This window comes from Kitasatospora sp. NPDC056531 (genome assembly GCF_042794375.1).
GTDB lineage: Bacteria > Actinomycetota > Actinomycetes > Streptomycetales > Streptomycetaceae > Kitasatospora.
In genome coordinates this window covers 146,110-169,325 of sequence record NZ_JBHTTU010000007.1, presented here as the reverse complement: position 1 = coordinate 169,325, position 23,216 = coordinate 146,110, and the positions used below count along the sequence as shown (strand labels likewise).

Here is a 23,216-nt window from a genome sequence, read left to right as displayed (position 1 = left end):
GACGCGAGTGCTCGATATTGCGCAAACGTCGATCGCATGGCGCACTTTTGTGCACGTCGCACCATCCCCCACCCGGGCCGCCACTGGGTCGGCCCCAGCTGCAAAGGCGGTATCAGAGATGAAGCGGCGTCTTCTCGCCCTGTCGGCGGTCACCGTGGCCGGAACGCTCGCACTGTCGGGGTGCAGCAAGGGCTCGGCTTCCGGTTCGACCTCCGCCGACGGCGTCACGACGATCAAGTTCGTCGCCGCCGACTACGGCTCCAACGGACAGAACCCGAGTCAGGCTTACTGGCAGGGCGTCATCTCCGCCTTCGAGCAGCAGAACCCGAAGATCAAGGTCGACCTGCAGGTCATCAACTGGAACGACCTCGACACCCAGGTCAAGACGATGGTGCAGAACGGCAACCAGCCGGACATCCTGCAGACCGGCGGCTACGCCGACTTCGCCAAGAACGGCCAGCTCTACCCCGCCCGGGACGTCCTCTCCGACAGCACCGCCGCCGACTTCCTGCCCGCGATGGCGCACGCCGGCGAACAGGGCGGCACCCAGTACGGGATCCCGTTCGTCTCCAGTGCCCGGATGTTCCTGATCAACAACGCGCTCTTCAAGAAGGCCGGCCTCGACCCGGCCAACCCGCCGAAGACCTGGGCCGACCTCACCACCGCCGCCACCGCGCTGAAGAACGCCGGCGTGGAGATCCCGCTCGGCGTGCCGCTGGGCAAGGAGGAGGCCCAGGGGGAGTCGTTCATCTGGATGCTGGAGAACCACGGCGGGTACCAGGACGCCAAGGGCAAGTACACCATCAACTCGCAGGCCAACATCGACACCTTCACCCAGCTCAAGAGCTGGGCGGACGCGGGCCTGACCGAGCAGAGCCCCGCCTCCGTCAACCGCACGGACCTCGCGAAGGACTTCGCGTCGGGCAAGGTCGGCATGCTCAACGGCATCCCCACCCAGCTGAACGACGTCAAGACCATGGACGTCACCTGGACCGCCATGCCCAGCAAGGACGGCACCGGCAAGGCCACCCTCGGCGTCGCCGACTGGGTGATGGCCTTCAAGAAGGGCGGCCACAAGGACCAGATCAAGGCCTTCCTCGACTTCGCCTACAGCAAGGACAACACGGTGAAGTTCGACAAGCAGTACAGCCTGATGCCGGTCACCCAGTCCGCCCTCACCGAGCTCCAGGCCGACCCGGACGAGAAGGGCCTCCAGCCGTTCCTGCAGGTCCTGCCCGGCGCCACCTTCTACCCGCTCAGCGACCCGACCTGGCCGGCCGTCTCCGCACAGATCAAGACCCAGATCGGCAGTGCGCTCGGCGACCCGAAGAAGTCCCTCGACGCGCTCCAGCAGGCCGCCCAGCAGGCCGGCGAGTGACCCGGGCGACCGTACGAGGAACGCACACCGTGTCCTCCACCAGTACCTCGGACGTCCGGCCGGACGACGGCTCCCGGCCGGAGGCGTCGACGACGGGTCCGTCGACTCCGCCTGCGGGCCCGGCGGTCAGGCACCGTTCCCTGTTCGCACGGCTCGGGCCGCTGCCCTGGCTGGCCCCGGCCGTCCTGCTCATCCTGGGCGTGGTCGTGTGGCCGGTCGTCGAGATGGTCAGCACCTCGCTGCGCAGGATCGACACCACCGGCACCGACCACGGCCCGGCCGGCCTGGTCAAGTACCACAAGCTCTTCAGCGATCCCCGGCTGTCCGCAGTCCTCGCCTGGACCGCCGTGTGGACGGTCGCCGTCGTGGGCCTGACCATGCTGATCTCACTCGCGCTGGCCCAGTTGTTCAACCAGAACTTCCCCGGCCGCCGCGTCACCCGGTGGGCGCTGATCGCCCCCTGGGCCGCCTCCGTGCTGATGACCGCGATCGGCTTCCGCTGGATGCTCGACCAGGTCGCGGGAGTGTCCAACCGGCTGCTCCTCGACCTCGGCCTGATCGACCATCCGCAGGCATGGCTCGGCGACGCCGCCCACGCCAAGCCCTGGCTGGTCTTCGTCGCCGTCTTCGTCTCACTGCCGTTCACCACCTACACCCTGCTCGCCGGCCTGCAGACCATCCCCGCCGAGGTCTACGAGGCCGCCCGGGTCGACGGCGCCACGCCCTGGCAGACCTACCGCAAGGTCACCCTGCCGCTGCTGCGCCCGGCCTTCCTGGTCGGCCTGGTGATCAACCTGATCAACGTCTTCAACTCGTTCCCGGTCATCTGGGGCATGACCCAGGGCGGCCCGAACGCCGACACCGCCACCACCACCGTGTTCATGTACATGTTGCGCGGGTACGACGTCGCGGAGTCCGCCGCCATGTCCGTGGTCAACTTCGCCGTCGTGATCCTCATGGTGATCGTCTTCCTCAAGGTCAGCCGCTGGAACGGGGAGGAGAACCGATGACCACCCTTCAGGCATTGCCGGTGGCGCGCCGGCCACGCGCCCGGACCGTCCTGCTCACCGCACTGGCCTGGGCGCTCGCGGCGCTCTTCCTGCTGCCGTACGTCGAGATGCTGATCACCGCCGGACGCCCGGCCGACCAGCTGCGCGACAACTCCTACCTGCCGACGCACTTCGACTGGTCCTCGTTCACCAAGGTCTGGACGGACACCACGCTCGGCCAGAACCTGCAGATCACGCTGCTGGTGGCCGGCGGCTCGACGCTTCTGGTGCTGTTGGTCGCCCTGCCCGCCGCGTACTACACCGCCCGGGTGCGCTTCCGCGGCCGCAAGGCGTTCCTGCTGCTGGTGCTGGTCACCCAGATGTTCCAGCCCACCGCCCTGCAGGTCGGTCTGTACCGCGAGTTCTACGCGCTGGACCTGCTGGACACCCCGATCGTCCTGGTGCTCGCGAACGCCGCCTTCAACCTGGCCTTCGCGATCTGGATCCTCAGCGCCTACATCGGCTCCATCCCGATGGAGCTGGAGGAGGCCGCGATGATCGACGGCAACAGCAGGATCGGCGCGCTGTTCCGGGTCACCCTGCCGCTCGCGCTGCCCGGCGTGGTCACCGCCGTGATCTTCACCTTCATCTCGGCCTGGAACGAGTTCATCATGGGCCTGACCCTGACCAACTCGCCCGACCGGCAACCGCTCACCGTCGGCATCAACAACATGATCGGCGCCTACAGCGTGCAGTGGAACTACGTGTTCGCCGCCTCGCTGGTGGCCATCGTGCCGGTGGTCGTGCTCTTCGCGGTGATCGAACGGCACGTCGTCTCCGGACTCACCGCAGGCTCCGTCAAGTAGCCGTACCGGCCCGGCAGTCGCCCGGTCGGACACCCTCGTCGCAGGAAGGGCGGGACCGTCTCGGTCCCGCCCTTCGACGCCGTGGCCGCGTCAGACCGGAAGTGACCAGTACTGGTTGGCCTGGTGGCTGCCGCAGGCCCAGAGTTCCAACCTGGTGCCGTTGGCGGTGCTGCCGCCCGTCGCGTCCAGGCAGAGGCCGGAGCTGGTCAGCGTGCCGTCCGGGGTGGCGGTCCACTGCTGGGGGCCGCTGCCGGTGCAGGTGCTGAGCACCACGGCGCTTCCGGCGGAAGTCCCGTTGGCGGTCAGGCACTTGCCGAGGGTGCGGACGGTGCCGTCGGCGTTCCTGGTCCAGCGCTGGTTGGCGTTGCCGGTGCAGTCGTAGAGGATCACCGGGTTGCCGTCCGCGGTGCCGCTGGCGCTGTCGTCCATGCACCTGGCGCCGTTGCCGGTGAACTGGCCGGTCGGGACGGCCGCACCGCAGCCGGTGCCGGGGGTGAGCCGCCAGACGGCGGTGCCGTGGGCCGGGACGGTCTGGCTCAGCGTCGTGGAGGTGGTTGAGGTCTTCCCGGTCCAGAGGTCCTTGGCCGTGACGGTGCAGCCGGGCAGGCCGACGGTGGCCAGCGGGACGCTGAGGGTCTGCGCGCTGTTCGTGCGGTTCAGCACCGCGACCGCGCGGTCCCCGTTCGCGAGCGGCCGGGCCAGGACGTCGGCGGCGGACGTGCTGGACACGACGCCGGCCTGTCGGCCCTGCGGGTCCTGGTCGAGGGCGATCAGATCGGTGTTGCCGAGCGCGCCCAGCCCGGCGGGGGTGAGCTGGGAGACGTCGGAGGAGAGGATCATGGGGGCGGCCATCATCGACCACAGGGCGACCTGGCTGCGGGCCTCGTCGTCGGTCAGGCCGCCGTCGCCGGCGATCAGGAAGTCGGGGTCGTTCCAGCTGCCGGGGGAGGCGAAGGAGCCGATCCAGCGGTTGTAGCCGTAGTTGCCGAGCACGCTGGACCAGCGGCTCGCGGTCGGGTGGGCGGTGTCGTAGGTCGCGATGTCGTAGCCTTCGCGCCAGAGTTGGCCGTCCTGGCCGACCCAGGACAGCACGTCGTACCAGCTCTGGCTGCCCCACTCGCCGTTCTGGAAGTAGGCGGGTGCGGACTCGGAGAACACGATGTCGCGGCCGGAGGCACGGAGCGCGGCGGCCTGTGCGTCGTACGCCTGGCGGTAAGCCTGCTCCTGGGTCCGGCCGGGGGCGGTGTAGAGGTTGCAGCCGTCCAGCTTGAGGTAGTCGACGCCCCAGGAGGCGAAGGTGGTGGCGTCCTGCGCGAAGTGGTCGGGCTCGCCGTTGGTGCCGAGGCCGCTGCCGGGGTAGCCGCCGCAGGTGGTGGAGCCGGCGTCCTCGTAGATGCCGAACTTCAGCCCGCGGGTGTGCAGGTAGGAGCCGAGCCAGGCCATGCCGTGGGGGAACTTGGCCGGATCGGCGGTCAGGTTGCCGCTCGCGTCCCGGGTGGTGGACATCCAGCAGTCGTCCACGGTGACGGTGGTGTAGCCCTTGGCGGCGAGGCCGGTGGAGACCAGGGCGTCGGCGTTGCCGGTGATGGTCTGTTCGTCGATGCCGCACTGGTAGTGGGCCCAGTCGTTCCAGCCCATCGGCGGGGTCACGGCGAGCGGCTTGCCGTCACCCGAGGTCGCGGTGGGGGAGGCGTGTGCGGTCGTGGACGTCAGCGACAGGGCGAGTAACGCGGCTGACAGCGCGCCGGCCGCGAGTCGGCGCCGGGACGTGCGGAAGAGGTGCACGGGTGAGCTCCTTGCGTCGGGGATGCTGACGAGAAGTGCGCACCAAGTGCACTGTCGCTGTGTATTTATGTCAAGACAGCTGGCAAAGATTGCAAATCTGAGCAGAATTGGCCAGTCCGGGCTTCACCGGCCGCGCCGCACCGCCGTGAACCGGCCGCCGCCGCGGACCCACTGGCCGCGGCGCATCACGGCCACCAGGTCGTAGGTGGCGGAGTCGAGCACGACCAGGTCGGCGAGCTTGCCGGTCTCCAGGGAGCCGATGGAGTCGCCGAGGCCCAGCAGGCGGGCCGGGGTGGCGGACAGCGACTCCACTGCTTGGTTGAGCGTCAACTTGTGGACGACCACAGCTCGTTGGAACGCCCGGTCGAGCGTGAGCGTCGAGCCGGCGATGGAGCTGCCGTCGGACAGCATCGCGACGCCGTCGGTGACCTCGACCTGGAGGGGGCCGAGGGGGTAGAGGCCGTCGCCCATGCCGGCGGCGCCCATGGCGTCGGTGATCAGGGCGACGCGGTGGGCGCCGGCGGTGCCGTAGGCGAGGTCGAGGACGGAGGGGTGCAGGTGCACGCCGTCGTTGATCAGCTCGACGGTGACCCGCTCGTCTTCGAGGAGGGCGACGATGGGGCCGGGGGCGCGGTGGGCGATGCCGGGCATGGCGTTGAAGAGGTGGGTGGCGACGGTGGCGCCGGCGTCGATCGCCTCCAGGGTGGTGGCGTAGTCGGAGTCGGTGTGGCCGACGGCGGCGATGACGCCGAGGTCGGCGAGCATGCGTACCGAGTCGAGGCCGCCGGGGAGTTCGGGGGCGAGGGTGACCATCTTGGCGTGGCCGCGGGCGGCGTCGACGAGCTTGCGGACGAGGGCCGGGTCGGGGTCGCGCAGCAGGTCGGGGCGGTGGGCGCCGCAGCGGCCCGGGGAGATGAAGGGGCCCTCGAAGTGGATGCCGGCCAGGACGCCGTCCTCGACGAGTTCGGAGAGGACGTGGGCCTGGCGGGCGAGGTCGTCGATCTCGCCGGTGACGGTGGAGGCGACGGTGGTGGTGGTGCCGTGTTCGAGGTGGGTGCGGGCGGCGAGCAGGGCCTCCTCGGTGATGCCGGAGGCGTAGGAGGCGCCGCCGCCGCCGTGGACGTGCAGGTCGACGAAGCCCGGGACGACGGTGTGGCCGGTCAGGTCCAGGTCGCCGGGCTCGGGCACACCACCGAAGCCGGCGATGCGCTCGCCCTGGACGGCGATCCGGTCGCCCTCGACGACGCCGCCGGGCAGGACCAGTCGGGCGCCGGCCAGGGCAGTACGGTCCTCGGTGGTCATGCGATCACCCTTCGTTGCACGGCCGCGCGATCGCGTTGCGCAAGGCCGTGTAATGATGATTGAAGTTCGGTGATTGTACTCATCTCTGAACAGGCGGGGGCTTGAGTCGAATCGTGCTCGAGGCCAGGAATACATCCAGGTCGGGCCGTCATCCCGGTGGTGGCGCTAGACTCGCGTCATGCTCAAAGCTGATCGCGCGGCCCTGATCCTGTCCCACATCGGTGAGGCGGGGAGTGCGGATGTGCACGCACTCTCCGAGTTGCTGGGCGTGTCGGGTGCGACAGTGCGGCGGGACCTGCAGGAGTTGCACGAGCAGGGGCTGTTGCACCGCACGCGGGGTGGTGCGGTGACGGGCGCGGTGAACCTGGAACTGCCGTTGCGGCACCGCAGTGGGACGCGGCAGGAGGAGAAGCGGCGGATCGCCCGGGTGGCGGCCGAGTTGGTGCCGGACGGCGCGGTGGTGGGGCTGACCGGTGGCACGACCGCGACGGAGCTGGCCCGTGTGCTGGGCGAGCGGGGCGGTCTCACGGTGGTGACCAACGCGGTGAACATCGCCGCGGAGCTGATCGTGCGCCCTGAGGTCCGTCTGGTGGTGATCGGCGGGCTGGCCCGGTCGGCGAGCTACGAGCTGGTCGGGCCGGCCGCGGACCGGATGCTCACGCAGTACCACTTCGACGTCGCGTTCATCGGGGTGGACGGCCTGACGGCGCAGGAGGGCTGCACCACACACGACGAGATGGAGGCGCAGACCGACCGCGCCTTCCTGCGCAGCAGTGCGCGCGCAGTGGTGCTGGCGGACAGCACCAAGGTGGGCCGGGTCACCTTCGCCTCGATCTGCCCGCTGTCCGACGTCCACGACCTGGTGACGGACGACGAGCTCACCGACGCCCAGGAGAGCGCCGTCGCCGACTGCGGCGTGCGCATCCACCGAGCCTGACGCGACGCGCATCCCGATCGCTCCGGCTCTTGTCAGAGGAGTCGGAGCACCGTGGCCAGTGCGTCGGGACGCTGGTCCACGGGCAGGTGATCGACCAGGTGGACCTGGCACCCGAGGGCAACAGCACCTGCGTCCGCAACGCGGTGGTCGCCGACCATGAGTGCCTCGCCGGGCGCCACTTCGAGTTCGTCGCAGGCGGCCTGGAAGATCCGTGGATCGGGCTTCTTGATTCCGAGCTCGAAGGAGAGGAGGTAGGCGTCCACAAGATCGTCGAGGCCGTGGCCTCGGAAGATAGGGCGCAAGTCCCAGCCGATGTTGCTGACGACAGCGACCGGGATGCCTCGCGTGCGCAGGGCGCGGAGGGTTTCCCCGGTGTCGGGGTACGGCCGCCATGCCTCGGGCAGCCGGGAACGGTCGTAGAGGGCCTCGACCAGGTCAGCTGACGGCAGCGACGCTTCCCGGGTGAGGGCCGTATAGGCGGCCCGGTGCCGCTCGGTGCTCAGATCGCGTTCCCGCCACAGCGCCTCCAGATGGGGCGGCACTCGTCGAGGGGGAGCGCCTCCGGCCAGCGCCCCGGCCGCTTCCAGCCGTCCGGCACACGCGTCGAGTTCGTCCTCGGACATGGCCAGGCCGGCCTTCGCCACCACCGCGCGAAGCCACTGCGTGGTCGATTCGATCCGAAAGAGGGTTCCGGAGAAGTCGAACATCACACCCTTGATCATGCTGCTGATTCTGGCCGCGCCGACGAGCCGCCCGCAAGCATGAGGCCCCACAGCGGGTATGACTGCGGGTCAGGGCTCGGTCGGGGTTTCGGCCGGCCCGTCCTCCAGGGCGAGGTGCGCCGCCATCTCCTCGTGGGTGGGGGCCGGCGGCAGGGTGCGGGTGGGTTCCGGGCGCAGCCCGTCGAGGAAGACGCCGAGGTGTCGCGCGGCCAGCGCGGTGGCTTGCTGGGGTGGGAGGTGGGGCAGGGGGCGGCAGATCAGCGCGGCGGTGGTGATGAGGTCGACGGCGGTGACGTCGGGCCGGAGGGCCTTGCGGGCGCGTCCTGCGGTGAGGATCTCCTCCAGTGCGGCGGCGATCTCCCGTTGCAGTTCACGGGCCTGGGGGTCGTTCGTCCTGGCGCCCCCGATCAGGGGCAGTGCCAGCAGGTCGCGGTGCTCGACGAGTTCCTGAAGGAAGGTCTCCACGGCCGCGAGCGGGTCGGTCTGCGCGGTCCTGGCCGCCGTGCGGGCGGTGTGGAGCACGAGGGTGAACCCGTCGAGGAGGACCTGGGTGATCAGGGCGTCGCGGTCGGGGAAGCGCCGGTAGAGGGTGGCGATGTTGACGCCGGCCCGGCGGGCGATCTCGTCGAGGGGGGCGGCGGTGCCCGACTCACGGAAGGCGGTGCGCGCCGCGGCCAGGATCTGGGCGCGGTTGCGCGCGGCGTCGGCGCGTAGCCGCGGGGTCCCGCCTCGCCCTGGAGTACTGCCGGTCACCGTGGTCCACCTCTGCTGTCGCCTGTCGTCCTGCCCTGAGTGCGTGTGTGCCGAGCGTACGACAATCAGGATAAGTGAAGGATTTCCTGCGGTTAGTGTTAATCTCGTCGTGCCGGCCCGAGGAACACGACGGCTGGATCCAGAGCCTTTGCCGCTCTCGCGCTCGCGCACCGGTGGCGGCAGGAAGGAACGAACCCATGGCAGCAGTGGACAGCAGCCGCTTCGCGGGCAAGGTCGCGGTGGTGACCGGCGGTAGCCGGGGGATCGGTGCGGCGGTCGCCACGCGGTTGGCCGCGGAGGGGGCGGCGGTCGTCATCGGCTACCGCGGCAACCGGCAGGCGGCGGAGGAGCTGGTCGCCGCGCTCGCGGGCGACGGCCGCCGTCCACCGGCAGCGTGCGGCCGGTCATGTAGGCGGCGTCGTCGGAGGCGACGAGTGTTACGCGGGCAAGTCCACACAGTCGAGGCCCAGTTGGCGCCGACCACAAAGTCCCCCACCGCACGCCGCGCGTAAGCGGCAGACAGACCCATGAACCACACCACGCCTCTGCCCCCGCACCCGAATCCCGAGACCGCCGAGCCGACCGTTCCCCACCCGCAGGCCGCGGAGCGACACGGCCGGCACGCGCTGCTCGACACCGAGCCCGGCATCCCCACTCCCGTGCTCGCCGCTGGCGCCGGACTGCTCAAGGCCGTGCTCGTCCCGGTGGTGACGGCGCTGGCGATCGGGACCGCGTTCGTCGCCGTGTACCTGGCGGCCTTCCACGCACCCACGGCCCACCACCAGCCGCTGGGCATCGCAGCCTCCGACCAGCAGGCCGCACGCGCCGAACTCGCCCTGAACGACACGGCGCCCGACGCCTACAGCTTCCACCGCTACCCCAGCGCTGCCGCCGCCCGCGACGCCGTCGCGCACGACCAGGTGCCCGCCGCCCTGGTCACCGAGGGCAACAGCACGGTGCTCCTTGCGGCGGGCGCCCAGGGCCCGTCCACCGTCGCAGGCCTGCAGGCCGCCGCCAGCTCGGCGGCCGGCCACCCGGTAGCGGTCCAGGACGTGGTCCCGCTGGCCTCCGGTGACACCCGTGGACTGTCGGTGTTCTACGCCTCCTTCGGTGTGGTCCTGGCCGGCTTCCTGTTCTCGGTGGCCTCCTACCAGATCGCCCCGCGCCTGCCCCTGGCCGCCCGAGTGGCGTCCACCGTGGTCTTCGCCGCCGCGAGCGGCACCATGGTCGCGCTCATCGGCCACCAGGCCCTGCACGCCCTGCCTGCCGCGTTCACCACAGTGGCCGTGATCGCCGCGCTGTTGGCGATGGCCACCGCCACCGCGGCCGGAGTGCTGCTGCGGCTCTTCGGCCCGATCGGCATGCCGGTGGCGTCGGTGGTGCTGCTGATCCTCGGCAACGCCACCTCCGGGGGCATCCTGCCGCCGTCCTTCCTGCCGCCATGGCTGGCCCCGCTGGCGCAGATCATGCCTCCGGCTGCCGCCGTACGGGCCCTGCGCGGCGCCGGCTACTACCACTCCGCGCACCTGACCGGCGGCCTCGTCCTGCTCGCCGTGTGGATACTCGGCTGCCTGGCCGTCCAGTACGCGCTCGACCTGCGAGCCGTCCGGCAGGAGGCAGTCGCGGCGTGACCGCCAGCGCCGACCACGTCGCCGACGCCGTCCTCGGCCTCGTCCGTACCGGCATCTCAGGCCCAGCGGCCCGGTCGCCGCCGGGCGACGAGGGCGGCGATGTCGTCGTTGAGCTCGCCTCCGCTGTAGGCGATCAGGTCGCGATGGAGGTGGTCGAGGAGATGGTGGGGCGCCTCGCCGCTCCACGAGCGGATGCGTTCGGCGAGGGGGTAGAAGGCGCCGGAGCGGTCGCGGGTCTCGGTGACCCCGTCGGTGTAGAGCACGAGCTGGTCCCCGGGGTGAAAGGGGGCGAGGTCGACGTGGTAGCCGTCGCTCACCAGCATGCCCAGGTTGAGCGGCGGCGAGGGAGCGGAGGGCTGCAGCGTCCGGACCCCGCCGCAGTGCAGCAGCAGCGCGGGCGGGTGGCCGCAGGTGACGGTCCGGACGACGGGTTCGTCGTCCGGGATCTCGGCGAGGAGCACGGTGATGAAACGTTCAGCGATCTCCGAGCCCGGGACTCCCGGGTACTGGGAGGCGTGGCGGCTCATGCTCGTCTCCAGGCGGTGCGCGAGGTGGGGCAGGTCCGGCGCGTCGTGGGCGGCTTCGCGGAAGGCGCTGAGCAGCGCCGCGGCGGTCTGCACCGCGAGCAGGCCCTTGCCGCGTACGTCGCCGATGAGCAGCCGTACGCCGCGCGGGGTGCGTATCGCCTCGTACAGGTCGCCGCCGATCCGGGCCTCCGCCGCGGCGGCCAGGTAGAGGCTCTCGAGCGTGACGTGCCCGAGGTGGCGTGGCACCGGATGCAGCACCGCCAGCTGGGCGGCCTCGGCCACCGAGCGGACCTGAGTCAGCTGATGGGCGCGTCGGCCCAGCAGGCGGTTGAGGAAGACGGCGAATACCGCGATCACCGCGAGGGTAACCAGCTCGGAGTAGGCGGTCGCATCTTGCAGCGCGTCGAAGTCCACCATGAGGCCGATGAAAATGGCGCACGCGCCCACTCCGGTGAGCACGGTCCCCCACAGGGGTAGCAGCGCGGCGGCGGCAACCGTGGCGGTGGCGAGGAGGGCATCCGGCCTGACCGCGCGGGGCGTGAAGAGGCCGACGATCAGGCCGATGAACAGCAGCAGGGCGGGCAGCACGGGCAGCAACCTGGCCCGCGCACCAGCGCTGTGAGGGACTCCGCGTTTCTCACCGCGTTCCTCAGGAGACCTCGCCACCGTGCCGCTCCCCGGCGTCACACAGGTCGAGCGGCAGCCTGCCCGGAAGCCAGACCGCCGGTTTGGGTAATTTTATCGCCATTCGCCCATGGTCCACGAACAGCCCGCTTCTCGCCATCAACGCCTGACCGGGCGGAGCGCGGGCTCAGGGCCCGGCGAACTCCCGTTCCCGTTCCGGGTCTCCGTGACCGTCCTCGGGATCCGGCGCGTCGCGCAGCGCAGGAAGGGCGGTGCCACCACGGAGGTGGCCACGGCCAGTAGGACGATGATGGTGTACATCGCGGTGTTCAGGATGTGGCACGTCCCGGGGCGCTACGGGCTGCGGGGGACAGACCGCGCTTCTACCGCGATTCGCGGGTGAACAGGGACTGCGACCAGAAGTAGCCGAGCACGGCCAAGCCCAGGCACCAGGCGAGCGAGAGCCACCCGCTGTGCCCGATCTCGCCGCCGCGCAGCAGACCGCGCAGCGTCTCGATCGCCGGAGTGAACGGCTGGTACTCGGCGATCGGCTGGAACCAGCCCGGCATCGCGTCGACCGGCACGAACGCGCTGGAGATGAACGGCAGGATGACCAGCGGCACCGCGTTGTTGCCCGCCGCCTCACCGTTCGGGCTGGCCATCCCCCTCCCAAACCCGTTCGCCGCCGAAGCGCCTGTCAACACGGCGAGTTCGGGCCGCGCCCCCGGCGCGGCCCGGACCGGCGGTCGGGGCGGACGTAGCGTCACCGGGGTGTCCGGCCGCCGTGATCGGCGGCGGACGTCCACGGCCGCGGACGGCGACGCGACCGCCGAGACTCCGTGCCGCGGTCGCCGGCGTGGGCGCGGAAGCCGGCCAGGCCGCGCCCGCGGAGGTCGCGCGGGTACGGCACCGAGGCCGACCAAGGTCTCCCGGGGAAGCCGAGAAGCTGTCGCCGCGGGCCGCGAATCGGGCGACGGGACGTACGGTGCCTGGTCGGGCCAGTATTGGGATGGGGGCTGCGGATTCACTGGTCAGCTCAAGTGAGGTTCTCGTGATGGGCATGTCATGGAATGTGTCATCGCGGCCCGGGCGCAAGGGCGCCGGCGCGATGGACGAGCGCGGTCTTGCGGGGGTGGCGCAGATCCTGCGGTCGGGGCCGGACCGGTTCGACGCGCATTTCGGCGGCCGCTGCCTGTTGTCGGAGGACCGGCAACTGCTCGAACTGGCCATGACAGTCACCGCCCGGATGGTCATCGGCATGGTGCTGAGCGTCGACCCCACCGCCGAGTACCAACCACTCGACCGGCCGACCGATGCGCTCATCGGTCAGGCCGGGCATGCGGAGCGCCACACCGACGACGTCGCACTGCTGCTGGTCGGGTCCGTTCCCCGGTGAACTGCGACGGGAAGGAGATCGTTTCCGTGGCACGCACCCCCCTGTTGGCCGTACGCGGCATTTCCAAGCGGTTCGGCGCCGTACAGGCGCTGAGCGATGTCGGCCTCGACATCGACGAGGGGGAGGTCGTCGCGCTGGTCGGGGACAACGGTGCCGGCAAGTCCACGCTGGTCAAGATCGTCTCCGGGGTGTCCCCGCCGGACAGCGGAGTGATCGAGTGGGAGGGCCGACGAGTCGACCTCCGCAGGCCGATCGACGCCCAGAGCCTCGGCATCGCCACCGTCCACCAGGACCTGTCGCTGTGCGACAACCTCGATACGGTCGCCAATCTCTTCCTCGGTCGCGAGCTGCGCAGATTCGGCATCCTCGACGAGGTCGAGATGGAGAGACGCTGCCGCGAGCTGCTGAGCACCCTGTCCATCCGGATCCCCAGTCTGCGCGTCCCGGTCGGCTCGCTCTCCGGCGGTCAGCGTCAGACCGTCGCGATCGCGCGCGCGATGATCGGCGAGCCCCGGATCGTGATCCTGGACGAGCCCACCGCGGCCCTCGGGGTCGGACAGACTGCGCTGGTGATGGAACTGGTGGAGCGCCTGCGGGCGCACCGGCTCGGCGTGCTGATAGTCAGCCACGACCTGGAGAACGTGCGGGCGGTCGCCGACCGGGTGGTGGTGCTGCGCCTCGGCCGTAACGGTGGCTCCTTTGACACGAGGTTCGCCACTCACGAGCAGATCATCTCGGCCGTCACGGGCGACGACAGCACGGCCGTGACCCTGCAGCACAGCTTGCTGCCCCGCGGGCTGCCCGAGCAGGAGGCTCTCGATGTCGCCTACCGCTACCTGCCTGCGAAGTCGGGTGTAGGCGGAGACTGGTTCGATGTCATCCCCTTGTCCGGCATGCGTGTCGCGCTGGTCGTCGGAGACATCGTCGGGCACGGTGTGCACGCGGCCGCCACCATGGGCCGTCTCAGGACGGCCGTGCACAACTTCTCCATGCTGGACCTGCCCCCCGACGATCTCCTTGCGCACCTCGACGAACTGGTCAACCGGATCGACAAGGACGAGACCACCATGCGTGGCCATCCCGGGATCACCGGAGCCACCTGCCTGTACGCGATCTACGACCCGGTGTCGAGGTGCTGCGAGCTGGCCCGGGCCGGCCATCTCCCGCCCGCGCTCATAGCGCCCGACGGCACGGTGGAATACCTCGCCCTGCCGGCCGGACCGCCGCTCGGTGTGGGCGGCCTGCCCTTCGAGACCGTGCAACTGCAGGTGCCCGAGGGCGGCCGGCTGGTCCTGTACACCAACGGCCTCGTCGAGGACCGCCGCCAGGACATCGACCATGGACTCGAACTCCTGCGCAGCACCTTGGCCGACGCCGACCGGACGCCGGAGGAGACCTGCGATGCGGTGCTCGAGGCGTTGCTGCCCGTGAGCACGACGGACGACGTCGTCCTACTCGTGGCGCGCATCCGTGCGTTGTCGGCCGGTCGAATCGCCCAGTGGGACGTCCCGATGGATCCGGCCGCCGTGGCCGGCATCCGGGCCTCGGCCAGCCGGCAGCTGGCCGAGTGGGGGCTGGCGGAGATGGTGTTCACCACGGAGCTGATCCTCAGCGAGCTCATCACCAACGCGATCCGCTACGGCGGTGAACCGATCGGCGTCCGCCTTCTCCGGGATCGCACGCTGATCTGCGAGGTTTCGGACACCAGCAGCACCTCCCCGCATCTGCACTATGCCGCGGCCACGGACGAAGGCGGGCGTGGGCTGTTCCTCGTCGCCCAGTTCGCCGAGCGCTGGGGTACCCGCTACACCCCCACTTCCAAGATCATCTGGGCGGAGCAGCCGATCTGAAGGCCCCACCCGAGCCTTGCGGCGGGCGCCAGGGCTCGTGGGGGCTCGGTGAGCGCGATCCGCAGGCCGCTGCGGTGGTCGGCGATGTGCGGTGTGTACGGCGGCCGTGGGCGACGGTCCGTGGGCCACGCCGGCCGGATGGCCACCCGGGCTGCCGGCGGGCCCGAAGACCGAAGGTCTGCTCCGCTCCGCTCCGCTCCGGCAGTGTCGGCGACTGGTTGTGGTGATTGGTCTCGATAAAATATGAATTGTGATCATCAGTGATCGGCTGCGGCGTCGCCGTCCTCCCAAGGGCCGGTGGGAGCCAGCTCTGCTGGCGCCGCTGATCCTGACCATCGTCGTCGGTGGCTTGGCGTTCGCCACGCCCAGGGAGGTCGCCCTCAGCCGCATCCTGACCGCCGCGCCGGCCCTAGCCGCGTCCATGTGGCCCGTGCTCCCCACCGTCCTGCTGGGGATGCTCTGCCTCCTGATCATGATCGGCCTCAGCCTCGTCTATCCGGACCTGGGGACGTGGTACACGGTGGCGGCGATCTTTGCTGTCACCGTTGCGGCCGCGTACGCGAGCCATATCCGGCTCCAGCGGGAGAAGACCCTCAGCCACGTCAGACTCGTCGCCGACGCGGCGCAGGAAGTGGTCATGCGCCCCTTGCCGCGCTTCGTCGGGTGCATCGAGATCGAGTCGCTGTATCTCGCGGCGGCGGCGCAGGCCCGTATCGGCGGCGACTTCTACGAAGCCGTCGACACACCGTACGGGGTTCGACTGCTCATCGGCGATGTGCGAGGCAAGGGCCTGGCGGCGGTGGGGGCGGCGGCGGCGGTGGTCAACTCCTTCAGGGAGGCTGCCTACGACGAGCCGGACCTGCGCGACGTCGCCCGGCGCCTGGAGACCAGCAGTACCCGACACAGCCTTGCGTTCGCCACCCAGGACTCGTCGGAGAGCTTCGCCACCGCCATTCTCGCCGAGATCCCGAACAGCGGCGGCCACATCAGACTTCTCAACTGCGGGCATCCCCCGCCGCTGCTCCTGCACGCCGGGCAGCTGGGCATCCTGCAGCCCGCGGCTCCCTCGCCGCTTCTCAACCTCGCGGAGCTGATCGGCGAGAACTACAGCGTCGAATCCGTCCGTTTCACCCCTGGTGACCTGCTGCTTCTCTACACAGACGGTGTGATCGAGACCCGCAACCGCACCGGAGAGTTCTTCCCGCTGCCGGACTGGATGCGGCGGCAGGCCCCGGCCACGCTCCGCGAGCTTCTCGACAGGCTTCACCAGGACCTCAGCGACCACAGCAACGGGGGACTCGACGACGACATCGCGGTCCTCGCCGTACGCCTGCGCGAACACCCGGACCGCGAGGATCCTCGTCCATCGGGTTCGGGTGTCGCCTGACGACCGGAGCCGGCACACGACGACCAGGACAACCCCCGTTCGGTCGCCCGACGTCCGTGCGTTCCGTCGGTGGTCGGCTCGGACGGGTGCCGGTGCGGGAGCGCGTGGGGCCATGGGGCGCCCCGTGGGTCGGCACTCCGCCTCTCACCTTCACAATCCGCCCCTCTCGCCAGCGCCGACCCGCCGCTGATCCGCTTGGAACGCAGACCAACGGTCGAGATCGGTCCGTTTGGCGCTGACAATGGGATTTGTCCCTATTGTTCCGGAGCAAGGCTGGGCCTGGCTTGGTCGACTTGCAGACAAGTCCTGATGTGCCCGGGCGGCTTCCTCGTCCGAGGCGCAGAGGGCGAGGACGCCAAGAACACGGTCGGCCGCATGCGGGAAGGCCGAGGCGGCTGTTCAAAAGCCTGCTGAGCCCGCGCAGCCTCGCCGGCCCGGTGTTCCTGCTGCAGCTGGCGGTGATGCTGCTGATCGTCGTCGCCGCGCTGGTGGCTCTCGTGGTCGGGGCCCGGCGCGACGCCACGGCGGCTGCCCAGAGCCGGACGCTCGCCGCGGCGCAGGCGTTCGCGCACTCTCCGGGGATCCTGACGGCACTGAGCGGCCCCGACCCGACCGCAGCCCTGCAGCCGTCCGCCGAGGCGGCCCGGAAGGCCGCCGGCGTGGATGCCATCATCGTCTACCGGTTGGACGGGGTCACGCTCACCCACAGCGACCCGAACCAGATCGGGAAGCACGTCATCGGTCCCTACGCGCAGGCGGCGACCGGCAAGCCCTTCACCATGACCTTCCACGGATCGCTGGGCCTCTCCGTGATCTCGGCGGTACCCGTCAAGGCCGCCGACGGCTCCGTCGTCGCCATCGTCTCCTCCCCGGTCACGGTCGAGAAGGTGCGGCACAAGGTGAACCAGCAGCTGCCGGTCCTGTTCGGCGGTGCCACGGTGGCTCTTGCCATCGGCGCGTGCGGGACGAGCCTGGTGAGCCGCCGGCTGCAGCGGCAGACCCATGGCCTGGGTCCGGCCGAGATGACCGGGATGTACGAGCACCACGACGCCGTGCTGCACGCCGTCCGGGAGGGCGTGCTGATCCTCGGCGAGGACGGCCGCGTGCTGCTGGCCAACGACGAGGCCTCGCGGTTGCTCGGTCTGCCCGCCGACTGCGAAGGCCGTCCGATCACCGAGCTGGGCCTGGGCCACCCGGTCGCCGAGCTGCTGGCCTCGGGGCGAGTGGTCACCGACGCCGTGGTCGGCTCCGGCGACCGCCTACTCTCGGTGAACACCCGGGCCACCGACCGCAACGGGGGACCGCCCGGGCGGGTCGCGACCCTGCGCGACTCCACCGAGCTGCGCGCCCTGTCCGACAAGGCCGAGGCGGCCCACGAGCGCCTCAGGGTGCTGTACGAAGCCGGCAAGACGATCGGCACCACACTCGACGTGGTGCGCTCCGCCCAGGAACTCGCCGAGGCGGCCGTCCCGAGCTTCGCCGACTACGCCACCGTCGACCTCGCGGAGCCCGTCCTGCACGGCGACGAACCCACCGGCGCGCAGATCCTCCACCTGCGGCGGGCCGGGCTGAGCGGCGTCCACCCGGACACGCCGTTCCATCCCGTCGGTGCGACCATTCCGATCGTTCCCACCGCCCTGCTCGGCCGCAGCCTGCAGCACGGCCAGTCCGTGCTCGAGGCGGATCTGACCAGCGCCGCCGTCTGGCACGACGACGTCCCGGACCGGGCCCGGCGCGCGGTCGAGCACGGCATCCACTCGCTGCTGAGCGTGCCGCTGCTCGCCCGGGGCCAGGTGCTCGGCGTGGCCGTCTTCTGGCGTGCGACCTCACCGAAGCCCTTCGACGAGGACGACCTCTCGCTGGCCGAGGAGCTGGTCGCCCGGGCCGCCGTCTGCATCGACAACGCCCGCCGCTACACCCGCGAGCACCGGATGGCCGTCACCCTCCAGCACAGCCTGCTACCCGGCGGACTGCCCGAGCAGAGCGCCCTGGACGTCGCCTACCGTTACCTGCCCGCCGAGGCCGGCGTGGGCGGCGACTGGTTCGACGTGATCCCGCTGCCCGGCGCCCGGGTCGCCCTGGTGGTGGGCGACGTGGTCGGCCACGGCCTGCACGCCGCCGCCACCATGGGCCAGCTGCGCACCGCCGTGCACAACTTCTCCTCCCTCGACCTGCCCCCGGACGAACTGCTCAGCCACCTGGACGACCTGGTCAACCAGATCGACCAGGACCGGGCGGCCAAGGACGCCGACGCCATCACCGGCGCGACCTGCCTGTACGCCGTCTACGACCCGGTCACCCTGCGCTGCGCCATGGCCCGGGCCGGGCACCTGCTGCCGGCCCTCGTCCACCCGGACGGCTCGGTGGAGTTCCCCGAGTTGCCCGCGGGGCCGCCGCTCGGCCTGGTCGGCCTGCCGTTCGAGAACGCCGAACTACAGCTGCGGGAGGGTACCCGGCTGGTGCTCTACACCGACGGCCTGGTCGAGGACCGCTCCCGGGACATCGACGTCGGCCTCGAACTGCTGCGCACCACCCTCGGCCAGGGCGACCGCAGCCCCGACGACACCTGCGAGGCGGTGCTGAACGCCCTGCTGCCGGCCAACCCGACCGACGACATCGCCCTGCTGGTCGCCCGGACCAGGGCGCTGCCCGCCGACCGGGTCGCCGTCTGGCACGTCCCGGCCGACCCGGCCGCCGTCGCCCGGGTCCGGGCCGGCGTCGCGGAACGGCTCACCGAGTGGGGCCTGGACGAGATGGCCTTCGCCACCGAACTGATCGTCAGCGAGCTGGTCACCAATGCCATCCGGTACGCCACCGGTCCGATCCGGCTCCGGCTGATCCGTGACCGCGCACTCATCTGCGAGGTCTCCGACGGCAGCAGCACCTCCCCGCACCTGCAGTACGCGGTCAGCACCGACGAGGGCGGGCGTGGGCTGTTCCTGGTCGCCCAGCTCTCCGAGCGCTGGGGCACCCGCTACACCCCCAACGGCAAAGTCATCTGGGCCGAACAGCGCCTCCACGAGAGTGCCACCCCAGCAGCGGAAGGTCCCGGCGGGATCCCGCTCGTGGCCACCGAAGGACGTCTGGAGTCATCGTGACCGCATCTCGTGCCCGAACGGCAACCGTCTCCGGCTGCCTGGTCCTCCTGGCCATGGGTCTGGGCGCGTGCGGCCACACACCGCCTGCCACACCCAAGGACCCGTCGGTGGCCACCTCCGCGAAGGACGTGGGCGGCATGGACGCACTGACCGCCGCGGCGAAGAAGGAGGGCACGCTCAGAGCGATCGCGATCCCCCGTGACTGGGCCGACTACGGCGGCCTGATCGACGGCTTCGAGAGGAAGTACGGGATCACGGTCACGGTCGACAATCCTCTGGGCCACAGCCAGGACGAGATCGACGCCATCAAGAGGAACGGGACACAGCAGAGTGCCCCCGACGTCATCGACGTAGGGGACACGTTCGCCCGGGCAGCAGGCAGACAGAACCTGCTCGCGCCGTACAAGGTCGCCGCGTACGGCTCGATCCCGGGCAACCAGAAGGACCCGCAGGCCCGTTGGTCCAACAACTACGGGGGCTACATCTCCATCGGCTGCGACGCGAACCGCGTCGAGGTCTGTCCCCAGACCTTCGCCGATCTGCTGAAACCCGCTTACCGGGCCAAGGTCGCGCTTGAGGGCGACCCCACCCGATCCGGGACCGGATTCGCCAGCGTGTACGCGGCGGCCCTGGCGAACGGCGGATCGTTCGACAACATCCAGCCCGGCCTCGACTTCTTCGCCAAGCTCAAGCAGGCGGGCAACCTCAACCCGGTCGCTGCCACCTCGGCCACGGTCGCGAGCGGCCAGACGCCCATCAGCATCAACTGGGACTTCGTCAACCTCAACTACACCGACGAACTCCGCAGCAAAGGCGTCAACTGGCAGGTCTCGATCCCCTTCGACAGCAGCTTCGCCCAGTACTACGCGCTGGCGATCAACAAGCACGCCTCGCACCCGGCGGCCGCCCGCCTGTGGCAGGAGTACCTCTTCAGCGCCGAGGGTCAGAACCTCCGGCTCCACGGCTACGCCCGCCCGGTGCTGCTCGACACCATGAAGAAGGACGGCACCCTTGACGAGGCGGCCTTCGCAAGACTGCCGACGGTTGAGGGAACGCCCGCGTTCCCGACGGATGCGCAGACCGAGAAGGCGAAGGAGACGGTTGCGGTCGGCTGGGCGAAGGCCGTCGCGGACGGCTGACGCCGGGGGAGTGTCCAGCCGACGGCAAACTCACGGTAGCCCCGGTGCGTGGAAGGCCGCACGCCGGGCCGAGCACGGCATCGTCAGCAGTTGGAGCGGGCCCATGGGTCTCGCTTCACGCAGATCGGCGACAGCACCCGCATCAGATCTGCGCCCAAAGGAATCCGCGCCGAGGAATCCGACAGGCGCGCGCATACGTATCCCTATTAGCGAGCCGTGGCCTCGGACGCCGGGTGCTGTCGACGCCGGCAGTCAAACGATGGTGTCGACGGTCGGTTGCGATGACCGTCGCCGCGCGCCCTGCGTTGACGGCTGTGGCGACCTCCGCGCCGACCGCTGTCCAGGATGCGGCGGAGCGTACAAGGGAACTCGGAAGTAGGTTTGATCATGGCATTCCTCGGGCGTTGGCTTTCCTTCGGTGATCACGGCGGCCACGGGGACCGCGACGACTTCGGCGACTTCGGCGACTTCCGCGACCGCGACGACTTCCGCGACTTCGACGACTTCCGCGACCGCGACGACTTCCGCGACCGCGACGACTTCCGCGACCGCGGCGAATGGTGGTGACCAAGGCGATCGACAGACCTGAACGCGTCCATGTTGTGAGAGCGGGCCCGGGCCTCGTACCCGGCCCGCTTCGTTCCATCGGGGGTGATCAGCGTTCAGGGACGAGACCGTGAGATGACGAGAGAACGCACCGTACGCTCGGCTCTGAACCGGCTCCTCAGCGTTGCCGAGGGTCCGGGTGGGCTGGTCGCCGCCGCGCCGCCGGTTCCGCTGCGGCAGGTCTTCCGGCGGTTTTGGCCCTACACCCGCGGTGGTCGCCGCTGGATGGCGGTGCTGCTGGTCCTGGTGGTGCTCGGTCCGGCCGTCGGCGCCGCGGAGATCTGGCTGTTCAAGATCGTGATCGACGACATGCTCGTCCCGCGCGACCTGAGCCTGTTCCTACCGATCGCCGTGGCCTACGCCGTGCTGACCCTGTTCTCCGGAGTGCTCTCCTTCGTCAACCGGGTGACGTCCACGTGGGTGAGCGAGCGCTTCCTGCTGTCCCTGCGCTCGGACGTCTTCCGGCACCTCGAGGACCTGTCGCTGGGCTTCTTCGAACGGCGACGGCTCGGTGACGTGCTGTCCCGGGTCACCGGCGACGTCGATGCCGTCGAGACCTTCATGCTCTCCGGGATCGTCGGCGCGATCGGGCAGGTCGCACGGCTGGGCATCTACATCGGCCTGCTCGTCGTGCTGCGCTGGGACCTCACGCTGGCCGCGCTGGTCATCGCGCCGATGTTCTGGTTCACCGCCCGGCGCTTCGCCCGGCTGATCAGGGCGGCGGCGCGGGAGCGCCGCCGGCGCAGCGGTTCGATCAGCGCGGTCACCGAGGAGACGCTCGGCAACATCGCGCTGGTCCAGGCGTACAACCGCCAGGACTGGGAGCACGCCCGCTTCCAGCGCGAGAGCCTCGGCCGGTACCACGCGGTGATGGCCTCCACCCGGATCGGAGCGCTGTACGGACCGGCCGTCGACTTCGTCGAACTGATCGGCGGCCTGGTGGTGATGGGCCTGGGCGCCTGGGAGCTGGCCAACGGCCGACTCTCGCTGGGCGGACTGATGGTCTTCCTGGCGCTGCTGAGCAGGCTCTACGGCCCGATCCGCGGCATGTCCGGCCTCGGCAACACGTTCTACTCGGCCTCCGCAGCCGCCGACCGGATCATCGAACTGCTCCACCAGCACCCCCAGGTGGTGGAGACCCGCACGCCACGGCCGTTCGGACGAGCGCGCGGCGGCATCGAGTTCGACGAGGTCTCCTTCAGCTACCCGGATGTGGACCGGCACGCGCTGTCGGGCGTGTCGTTCAAGGTGGCGCCGGGGGAGACGGTGGCCCTGGTCGGAGCCAGCGGCGCGGGCAAGTCGACCGTCGCCAAGCTGCTGCTCCGCTTCTACGACCCGGACCACGGCTCGGTGCGGCTCGACGGGATCGACCTGCGCGAGCTGGCCCTCACCGACCTGCGGGAGAACGTCGCGGTGGTCCTCCAGGAGACGCTCGTCTTCCACGGCACCGTCCGGGAGAACGTCGCATACGGGCGGCCGCAGGCCAGCGAGGCCGAGATCCGGGCCGCCACCCGCGCGGCGGACGCCCACGAGTTCGTCAGCCGCCTGCCCGAGGGCTACAACACCGTGGTCGGTCAGCGCGGCCGCCTGCTCTCCGGCGGCCAGCGGCAGCGTCTCGCCATCGCCCGCGCCATGGTCCGCGAAGCCCCCGTACTCGTCCTCGACGAGCCCATGACGGGTCTCGACGCCGAGTCCACCAGGCGGATCATGGAGCCGCTCCGCCTGCTGATGTCAGGCCGGACGACGATCATCATCTCGCACAACCTGCTCACGGTCCGTGACGCGGACCAGATCGTCCTGCTCGACCAGGGCCGGGTCGCGGCCCACGGCACCCACGACGAACTGCTCGCCCGCAGCCCCGCCTACGCCCACCTCTACCGGCTGCACCGGTCACCCGGAGAATCCGTCGGGATCCGCTCCTGAACCCCGAGAGCGGCTGGTGACAGCTCATGGCTTTCGAGCATGCGCATCCGGAGGCGTCACCAGCGTCGGCGGTGGTGTTCGCGCAGGGCCCCGGACGGCGGTGCAGACCCCCTCACCGCCGTCCCACCGCTCGCCCGGCCTGTGCGGCACGGGCACCGTCGGCCGAGGCGCTCCAACGCCTGCCGGCGGGGCCACGGCGGACGTCGCCGAGGACCGCCGTGACTTACCCGGCGTGAGATCAGGTCCAGCGGCAGTCGCTCGCGAAGTCGCAGCCACGGACCCTTGAATCCCGTACCGAGGCAA

The 23,216-nt window shown here is 70.5% G+C and carries 17 protein-coding genes and 3 pseudogenes; 14 read left to right on the top strand and 6 right to left on the bottom strand.

The window, feature by feature from the left end; all coding sequences use genetic code 11:
• The first annotated feature begins 118 nt into the window (after window positions 1-118).
• The 3 genes from ACFQ87_RS10540 (at window position 119) to ACFQ87_RS10530 (ending at window position 3,233) form a co-directional block, all read left to right on the top strand.
• On the top strand, window positions 119-1,378 hold the full coding sequence (locus tag ACFQ87_RS10540; protein WP_380610243.1) for an ABC transporter substrate-binding protein: 1,260 nt from the start codon (window positions 119-121) through the stop codon (window positions 1,376-1,378).
• Between the two features lie 140 nt (window positions 1,379-1,518).
• Entirely contained in the window at window positions 1,519-2,388 is an 870-nt protein-coding gene (locus ACFQ87_RS10535) for a carbohydrate ABC transporter permease (RefSeq protein WP_380610279.1), read from the top strand.
• Complete coding sequence (locus ACFQ87_RS10530) at window positions 2,385-3,233, top strand: carbohydrate ABC transporter permease (RefSeq protein ID WP_380610242.1); 849 nt, start codon at window positions 2,385-2,387, stop codon at window positions 3,231-3,233. Before ACFQ87_RS10535 ends, ACFQ87_RS10530 begins: the two co-directional genes overlap by 4 nt.
• 90 nt (window positions 3,234-3,323) lie before the next feature.
• Here ACFQ87_RS10530 and ACFQ87_RS10525 read toward each other — a convergent pair whose 3' ends face one another.
• Together ACFQ87_RS10525 and nagA are read right to left on the bottom strand one after the other, a co-directional pair.
• Window positions 3,324-5,018: a ricin-type beta-trefoil lectin domain protein gene (locus ACFQ87_RS10525; RefSeq protein WP_380610241.1), complete on the bottom strand. Its 1,695-nt coding sequence runs from the start codon at window positions 5,016-5,018 to the stop codon at window positions 3,324-3,326.
• Window positions 5,019-5,141: 123 nt separating this feature from the next.
• On the bottom strand, window positions 5,142-6,320 hold the full coding sequence (nagA, locus tag ACFQ87_RS10520; protein ID WP_380610240.1) for an N-acetylglucosamine-6-phosphate deacetylase: 1,179 nt from the start codon (window positions 6,318-6,320) through the stop codon (window positions 5,142-5,144).
• A 178-nt stretch (window positions 6,321-6,498) separates the two neighbouring features.
• Here nagA and ACFQ87_RS10515 point away from each other — a divergent pair, with 178 nt between their 5' ends.
• Window positions 6,499-7,257: a DeoR/GlpR family DNA-binding transcription regulator gene (locus ACFQ87_RS10515; protein WP_380610239.1), complete on the top strand. Its 759-nt coding sequence runs from the start codon at window positions 6,499-6,501 to the stop codon at window positions 7,255-7,257.
• Window positions 7,258-7,289: 32 nt separating this feature from the next.
• On the opposite strand, the gene ACFQ87_RS10510 is transcribed toward ACFQ87_RS10515, so the two are convergent.
• Together ACFQ87_RS10510 and ACFQ87_RS10505 are read right to left on the bottom strand one after the other, a co-directional pair.
• A complete protein-coding gene (locus ACFQ87_RS10510) occupies window positions 7,290-7,979 on the bottom strand; it encodes an HAD family hydrolase (protein ID WP_380610238.1) in 690 nt (229 codons plus the stop codon).
• Between the two features lie 69 nt (window positions 7,980-8,048).
• Window positions 8,049-8,732, bottom strand: a complete 684-nt coding sequence (locus tag ACFQ87_RS10505; RefSeq protein WP_380610237.1) for a TetR/AcrR family transcriptional regulator — start codon at window positions 8,730-8,732, stop codon at window positions 8,049-8,051.
• Between the two features lie 197 nt (window positions 8,733-8,929).
• Here ACFQ87_RS10505 and ACFQ87_RS10500 point away from each other — a divergent pair, with 197 nt between their 5' ends.
• Both ACFQ87_RS10500 and ACFQ87_RS10495 read left to right on the top strand, forming a co-directional pair.
• On the top strand, window positions 8,930-9,244 hold the full coding sequence (locus tag ACFQ87_RS10500) for an SDR family NAD(P)-dependent oxidoreductase (protein ID WP_380610236.1): 315 nt from the start codon (window positions 8,930-8,932) through the stop codon (window positions 9,242-9,244).
• A gap of 15 nt (window positions 9,245-9,259) precedes the next feature.
• A complete protein-coding gene (locus tag ACFQ87_RS10495; protein ID WP_380610235.1) occupies window positions 9,260-10,363 on the top strand; it encodes an ABC transporter permease in 1,104 nt (367 codons plus the stop codon).
• 56 nt (window positions 10,364-10,419) lie between these two features.
• Here ACFQ87_RS10495 and ACFQ87_RS10490 read toward each other — a convergent pair whose 3' ends face one another.
• Window positions 10,420-11,478: a PP2C family protein-serine/threonine phosphatase gene (locus tag ACFQ87_RS10490; RefSeq protein WP_380610234.1), complete on the bottom strand. Its 1,059-nt coding sequence runs from the start codon at window positions 11,476-11,478 to the stop codon at window positions 10,420-10,422.
• A gap of 419 nt (window positions 11,479-11,897) precedes the next feature.
• A pseudogene (locus tag ACFQ87_RS10485) lies at window positions 11,898-12,239 on the bottom strand (ABC transporter permease); the annotation flags it as partial.
• 383 nt (window positions 12,240-12,622) lie between these two features.
• Here ACFQ87_RS10485 and ACFQ87_RS10480 point away from each other — a divergent pair.
• The 8 genes and pseudogenes from ACFQ87_RS10480 to ACFQ87_RS10445 all read left to right on the top strand — a co-directional run bounded on the left by ACFQ87_RS10480 (window position 12,623) and on the right by ACFQ87_RS10445 (window position 22,913).
• The gene (locus ACFQ87_RS10480) at window positions 12,623-12,910 is read left to right on the top strand and encodes a hypothetical protein (protein ID WP_380610233.1); all 288 of its coding nucleotides are present in this window, start codon (window positions 12,623-12,625) and stop codon (window positions 12,908-12,910) included.
• A pseudogene (locus tag ACFQ87_RS10475) lies at window positions 12,907-13,440 on the top strand (ATP-binding cassette domain-containing protein); the annotation flags it as partial. The gene ACFQ87_RS10480 and the pseudogene ACFQ87_RS10475, both read left to right, overlap by 4 nt.
• 228 nt (window positions 13,441-13,668) lie before the next feature.
• Window positions 13,669-14,760: pseudogene (locus ACFQ87_RS10470) on the top strand (SpoIIE family protein phosphatase); the annotation flags it as partial.
• A 250-nt stretch (window positions 14,761-15,010) separates the two neighbouring features.
• Window positions 15,011-16,147 (top strand): PP2C family protein-serine/threonine phosphatase, encoded by a 1,137-nt coding sequence (locus tag ACFQ87_RS10465; protein WP_380610232.1) that lies wholly within the window; start codon window positions 15,011-15,013, stop codon window positions 16,145-16,147.
• 461 nt (window positions 16,148-16,608) lie between these two features.
• Window positions 16,609-19,245, top strand: a complete 2,637-nt coding sequence (locus ACFQ87_RS10460) for a SpoIIE family protein phosphatase (RefSeq protein ID WP_380610278.1) — start codon at window positions 16,609-16,611, stop codon at window positions 19,243-19,245.
• Complete coding sequence (locus ACFQ87_RS10455) at window positions 19,242-20,384, top strand: ABC transporter substrate-binding protein (RefSeq protein WP_380610231.1); 1,143 nt, start codon at window positions 19,242-19,244, stop codon at window positions 20,382-20,384. The genes ACFQ87_RS10460 and ACFQ87_RS10455 overlap by 4 nt, the downstream gene beginning before the upstream one ends.
• A 387-nt stretch (window positions 20,385-20,771) precedes the next feature.
• Entirely contained in the window at window positions 20,772-20,951 is a 180-nt protein-coding gene (locus tag ACFQ87_RS10450) for a hypothetical protein (RefSeq protein WP_380610230.1), read from the top strand.
• Window positions 20,952-21,065: 114 nt separating this feature from the next.
• Complete coding sequence (locus tag ACFQ87_RS10445; RefSeq protein ID WP_380610229.1) at window positions 21,066-22,913, top strand: ABC transporter ATP-binding protein; 1,848 nt, start codon at window positions 21,066-21,068, stop codon at window positions 22,911-22,913.
• Window positions 22,914-23,216: the final 303 nt, after the last annotated feature.

What these genes read in the sequence shown, in the direction of transcription:
- ACFQ87_RS10460 (WP_380610278.1), top strand. Translation starts at nt 16,609, where the DNA reads ATGCTGCTGATCGTCGTCGCCGCGCTGGTGGCTCTCGTGGTCGGGGCC.
- nagA (WP_380610240.1), bottom strand. Translation starts at nt 6,320, where the DNA reads ATGACCACCGAGGACCGTACTGCCCTGGCCGGCGCCCGACTGGTCCTG.
- ACFQ87_RS10510 (WP_380610238.1), bottom strand. Translation starts at nt 7,979, where the DNA reads ATGATCAAGGGTGTGATGTTCGACTTCTCCGGAACCCTCTTTCGGATC.
- ACFQ87_RS10450 (WP_380610230.1), top strand. Translation starts at nt 20,772, where the DNA reads ATGGCATTCCTCGGGCGTTGGCTTTCCTTCGGTGATCACGGCGGCCAC.
- ACFQ87_RS10480 (WP_380610233.1), top strand. Translation starts at nt 12,623, where the DNA reads ATGGACGAGCGCGGTCTTGCGGGGGTGGCGCAGATCCTGCGGTCGGGG.
- ACFQ87_RS10515 (WP_380610239.1), top strand. Translation starts at nt 6,499, where the DNA reads ATGCTCAAAGCTGATCGCGCGGCCCTGATCCTGTCCCACATCGGTGAG.
- ACFQ87_RS10500 (WP_380610236.1), top strand. Translation starts at nt 8,930, where the DNA reads ATGGCAGCAGTGGACAGCAGCCGCTTCGCGGGCAAGGTCGCGGTGGTG.
- ACFQ87_RS10445 (WP_380610229.1), top strand. Translation starts at nt 21,066, where the DNA reads ATGACGAGAGAACGCACCGTACGCTCGGCTCTGAACCGGCTCCTCAGC.
- ACFQ87_RS10540 (WP_380610243.1), top strand. Translation starts at nt 119, where the DNA reads ATGAAGCGGCGTCTTCTCGCCCTGTCGGCGGTCACCGTGGCCGGAACG.
- ACFQ87_RS10530 (WP_380610242.1), top strand. Translation starts at nt 2,385, where the DNA reads ATGACCACCCTTCAGGCATTGCCGGTGGCGCGCCGGCCACGCGCCCGG.
- ACFQ87_RS10495 (WP_380610235.1), top strand. Translation starts at nt 9,260, where the DNA reads ATGAACCACACCACGCCTCTGCCCCCGCACCCGAATCCCGAGACCGCC.